This window comes from Streptomyces sp. YGL11-2, assembly GCF_050054615.1.
In the GTDB taxonomy this organism is placed as follows: domain Bacteria; phylum Actinomycetota; class Actinomycetes; order Streptomycetales; family Streptomycetaceae; genus Streptomyces.
This window is the reverse complement of the sequence record NZ_JBNHIN010000017.1, coordinates 108,299-112,076: the sequence shown is the minus strand read 5'-3', so window position 1 is coordinate 112,076 and position 3,778 is coordinate 108,299. Positions and strand designations below refer to the sequence as shown.

General features: G+C 69.6%; 4 protein-coding genes. 3 read left to right on the top strand and 1 reads right to left on the bottom strand.

The window, feature by feature from the left end; translation table 11 throughout:
* Positions 1–583: 583 nt before the first annotated feature.
* Positions 584–814: a hypothetical protein gene (locus ACO1BR_RS20865; RefSeq protein WP_426796583.1), complete on the top strand. Its 231-nt coding sequence runs from the start codon at positions 584–586 to the stop codon at positions 812–814.
* A 287-nt stretch (positions 815–1,101) separates the two neighbouring features.
* On the opposite strand, the gene ACO1BR_RS20860 is transcribed toward ACO1BR_RS20865, so the two are convergent.
* On the bottom strand, positions 1,102–1,593 hold the full coding sequence (locus tag ACO1BR_RS20860) for an Lrp/AsnC family transcriptional regulator (RefSeq protein WP_426796582.1): 492 nt from the start codon (positions 1,591–1,593) through the stop codon (positions 1,102–1,104).
* Between the two features lie 69 nt (positions 1,594–1,662).
* Between ACO1BR_RS20860 and ACO1BR_RS20855 the strand changes: the two genes are divergently transcribed.
* Together ACO1BR_RS20855 and ACO1BR_RS20850 are read left to right on the top strand one after the other, a co-directional pair.
* Complete coding sequence (locus ACO1BR_RS20855) at positions 1,663–2,229, top strand: RBBP9/YdeN family alpha/beta hydrolase (protein WP_426796581.1); 567 nt, start codon at positions 1,663–1,665, stop codon at positions 2,227–2,229.
* Between the two features lie 836 nt (positions 2,230–3,065).
* Positions 3,066–3,647, top strand: coding sequence for a hypothetical protein (locus ACO1BR_RS20850; RefSeq protein WP_426796580.1), 582 nt, complete (start codon positions 3,066–3,068; stop codon positions 3,645–3,647).
* Positions 3,648–3,778 lie beyond the last annotated feature (131 nt).

Here is a 3,778-nt window from a genome sequence, read left to right as displayed (position 1 = left end):
CCCCCCCCCCCACTGTCCGCGCCCACCATCGGGGGGAGCAGCCCGCCCACGAGGGCCGCCACGCCCATGCCGACCCGCATTGCCGGGCTCGCGTGCCTGTGTCGGTTCGTCGAAGCCCGCACCATGACGTATCTCCCCTGACTCGTGGGCGTTGCGGACGAGAGCGAACGCGACGGGCCATCGGTGGCCTTCTCCACAATCGCCCCATAGGAATGTTTGTCCGGCCGCAACGTGACGCCAATCCCGTGAGAAGGGCGAAAGGAGCAGCGGAGGCACCGCAGTTCAGCCACTGCCGCATGGGAGGTGCTTCTGAGGGGGCGAGGCAGGCGGGAGTTGACGAAAGGTCCGGCCAAGTGCCCGTTTCTTGGGATCCTGGGATCCTGGAGAGATCTGCCGCGCCACTTGCCGCAGGAGGTTGTGGGACGGGCCCCGGTTTCCGGGCCGTCCCACGGCCTCTGATTGACCGGTTTGATCTCCTGTCCGCCTGCCGAGTCACCGGTTCGCTGTGATGCCGCCGGTACCCGGATTTGCGCCGCCCCCACCGGAGCCGGCGGAAATGGCGCCAGCGCCCAGGCTCCCGCCGGTGGCACCGGAGCCGGCGGTGATGCCGCCGGTACCCGGACTCGCGCTGGCCGCACCGGAGCCGGCGGTGGCGCCGCTGGACGATACGTTGACGTGGCCGGGACTCGGGCTGCCAAGCGAGGGCGGGGAGGCGATGTTCATCGGGGTCCGCGGGCTCCTCTCGCAGTGCCGTCGCCTCACCATTGCAGGCGCGCCGAACACTGAAGCCAAGGGCGCCGGAACGGGCGCATGAGCGCATGAGTCGTCCGCCGTGGACACGGCGCGGCGCACGGGGTACGCACAGGCCCGGGCGCGCGCCCCCTCGCGCCGCCATCCGGGACAGCTGCGGGCTTTCCTGACGGTTGCCTGGCGGAGGTTCGCGGACACCGGTCTGCCAGTCATCGTGCTGCTGCCTACCTGGGCCGGGCGCTGACCCACGGTCCCCTCTTCTGGCCAACGCCCCGCGGCCGGCGGGCGGTACGCCCATGGCATGTCATGTAAGCGCGGCGTCTCTCGCACCGCCGTGACGGGAGTTGTTGGTCAAGAAGTTGTTGCTGCGGAGTTCGCCAGCGGCTTCGGGGGATGGGCGCGGAGCACGAGCGAGGTGGTGACCGGCCCGTACCGGGCCAGCGCGTCGACGATGTGCTCAAGCCGCTCCGCCTGCGGACAGTGGATGTCGAAGATGAGGCAGTCCTCCCCGGTGACCCTCAGGATGGAGGTGACTTCGGGGGTCCGGGAGGCGAGGTCCAGGGCGCGCGGGAGATGGGCGTGCGTGGTGCGCAGGCGAATGATCGCGTGGATGTTCAGACCGAGTGCCACCGGGTCGATGACGGCCCGATAGCCGGTGATGACGCCGTTCTTCTCCAGCCGTTGGATACGTGCGCTGGCCGCAGGCTGCGACAGCCCGACGCGGCGGCCCACCTCCGCTCCGGTCAACCTGCCCTCGGCCTGAAGCAGGGCGAGGATGTCCCGGTCTATCCGGTCGAGTGATTCCATCGTCGTCCGCACCACCTTCTTTGAGATCACTTGCATCGCTGTCACCACGCTGTTGCTTCCCGCAGAATCTGCGCCAGACACTCCTGAGATCGCAGGGAGTGACGAGTGAAACGGTGGCACGCAGTGGTCGCATACGTCATCATCCCCGGCATCGACGGCTCGGACGGGCAGCACTGGCAGACACTCTGGGAGCGACAGTGGGGTACCTCGGCAGTGCGCATCTCGCCCGCCTCGTGGTCCACCCCCGAACTGGAGGACTGGGGCGACGCGGTCGGGGCGGCGTACGACGAGGCCCGACGGCTGGGCGACCGCGTGGTGCTGGTGGCCCACAGCCTGGGCTGCTGGGCGGTGTCCACCTGGCTGGACGCGAACCCGTCGAGCCCGGTGGCAGGCGCGTTCCTGGCGGCGCCGCCCGACCCGCACGGGCCGGCGTTCCCGCGCCAGGCAGCCGCATCGTTCACGACGGTGTCCGCGCAACCGCTCCCGTGCCCGGCCCTGGTGGTGGGCAGCCTCGACGATCCGTACTGCACCCCCGAGGCGGCGACGGACCTCGCCGCGCGATGGGCAGCGCAATGGCACGTGACGGGCCCACACGGACACCTCAACTCCGCCAGCGGCCTTGGCCCGTGGCCGGACGGACGCAAGCTCCTGGACTCGCTGACCCAGCAGTGATCAACCACCGAGGGGAACGCCGACGTCCCCTGCCGCCGCGCGGTGCATCTGCGCGCCAGTCATTGGCGGTCGACCGACGGGCGCCTTCGACGGGGTTGAGCTCCGGCATATCGGAAGGGAGCTCCGGCACATAGGAAGGGAGCTGCGGCGCCACCCCTGATGAGGCAGGTGCCCATACGGACGAAGTGGCCACGGTGGCCGGCACTGCACCACGGAGGACGCCGAGCGCCATCACCGTGGACAGCACCCCGGCCGTGCTCTACGTCTGTCCGGAGCGGGCGGGGTCCGGCTCCTGGCTATGGAGCGAGCAGCCGGGGAAGACCACGCCTTCGCTGGGAAGGTCGGCCTGCGCATCGTCGCGGCGAGCATCAAGCCGTATGGCGAGCCTGTCCCTCAGCAGCGAAGCGGCTGGATGCAGGTACGCGAGATGGCGGTGGGCGGCGGGGCATAGGTGGCGATCATGCGCTGGCCCAACGCATTTCTCCCGGATCGCGAGCTGCGCTGTCCGGAGCTGGCTCACCTGGGCAAGTACGAGTGTCAGGTCCTGTGTTCGTGAGCTCCGCTGGCTGTGATGGCGGGCGCAGGAGCGACGCGATGCGTGGCGCGCATGCCGGCTCCTGGGGTTGGGGCCATTGGAGCGGAGTGTCTGTACGTGTCGCGGCCAGTCGATGCCCCGACCTGCCCAGGGCGCAGGACGGCTCCCGACAGCCACTCGTTCGCAACGGCCGTGAATCCGGCGCGTCATCGAATGCCTCCGGAATATTTCGTATTAGCCTCCTATGACTGTACGAAGTCGCTATATCACGGATTGTATCCGTTCGACCACCGGAGAGAAAATGCGCAAGCTTCAGAAGGCCGCAGTCGTGGCCGTCGTCCTCGGCAGCTTCGGCTTCGTGGGCGCCGGCACCGCGTACGCCCATGGCGAGAAGGAAGGCGGGAGGGGCGGCACCGACTTCGAGGTCAGGCAGGGCAGCCAGTGTCGGTCGCACGACCTGAACGTCGACGTCCTCGGCGAGGTCGGGATCCTCAACGGCGTGCTGGGCAACGCGCTCGGCGGCGAGGGCTCCCCGGGTGCGCAGAGCACCAGGATGGGCTCGTCCATGGGCTGCGACAACAGCGTCGACTTCATGGGCGACAAGGGGGGCGGCCAAGGCGGAGGTTCGGAGGGCCGGGAAGGCAGGGGTGACAAGGGGGGCGACGAAGGCAAGGCCGGAGGCTCGGAGGGCCGGGAAGGCAAGGGGGACGAGGGGGACAAGGGAGACAAGGGAGACAAGGGAGATAGGGGAGACAAGGGGGGCGACGAAGGTAAGAGCGGAGGCTCGGAGGGCCGGGCAGGCAAGGGAGCCAAGGAAGCCGGGGAAGCCAAGGAAGGCGGCGAAGGCCCGGTACGTGCGGTGGGCGGGGACGGCGGGGAATAACACCGGGGCCCGGCGTCCGCACCACAGGCCGGCCCGGGACCCTTTTCGGCCTCTTCAGGGCCAGACCGCGGGGCACTGCTCGACCCGCAGTCGGAAGAGGAGGCCGCTGGCCGGGCTTCTCGGGGAAGCCC

Coding starts and splice junctions, on each gene's coding strand:
- ACO1BR_RS20860 (WP_426796582.1), bottom strand. CDS start 1,593: ATGCAAGTGATCTCAAAGAAGGTGGTGCGGACGACGATGGAATCACTC.
- ACO1BR_RS20850 (WP_426796580.1), top strand. CDS start 3,066: ATGCGCAAGCTTCAGAAGGCCGCAGTCGTGGCCGTCGTCCTCGGCAGC.